This is a genomic window from Blastomonas sp. UPD001 (assembly GCF_003426715.1).
Classification (GTDB): Bacteria; Pseudomonadota; Alphaproteobacteria; order Sphingomonadales; family Sphingomonadaceae; genus Blastomonas.
On sequence record NZ_QKVT01000001.1, the window covers coordinates 400,175 to 400,725 of the forward strand.

Annotated in this window: 1 protein-coding gene; it reads right to left on the minus strand. The window is 64.4% G+C overall.

The features are described 5' to 3' along the window. A partial coding sequence (gene tsf / locus DM995_RS01950) for a translation elongation factor Ts (protein WP_116968322.1) occupies positions 1–376 on the minus strand: 376 nt, incomplete at its 3' end. Positions 377–551: the final 175 nt, after the last annotated feature.

Genomic DNA, 551 nt, shown 5'->3' on the forward strand with positions numbered 1-551 from the left:
TCAGCTTGTCGCCGACGCTGCCGCCATCGGGATAGTCTGCCGCCTTGAGCGCGTCGACATCATCGCCGGTGGTCAGCGCGACCGAGGTCACCTTGCGCACAAAATCCTGGAACTGGTCGTTCTTGGCGACGAAATCGGTTTCGCTGTTCACTTCGACGGCGACGCCCTTGAGACCGGCGACCTCGATGCCCACCAGACCTTCGGCGGCGGTGCGGCTCGACTTCTTCTGTGCGGTGGCGAGGCCCTTGGCGCGCAGCGCGTCGACGGCGGCTTCGATATCGCCATTGGCTTCGGTCAGCGCCTTCTTGGCGTCCATCATGCCGGCGCCGGTGCGCTCGCGCAGTTCCTTCACAGTAGCAGCGGTTACAACAGCCATGTTCGTGTTCCTTGTTTTGAATATGGACGCAGGGGCCACAGGTGCGGGCCAATGCCCGGCCCGTAGCCCCTGCATGTGTCAGTTTTGTGCAAGCAGGGCAGGGGTGCGGCCCCGCCCGGCTCGGTCAGTCATGCCGATCAGGCAGCGTCGCCGGTTTCGGCAGCGGCTTCTTCCA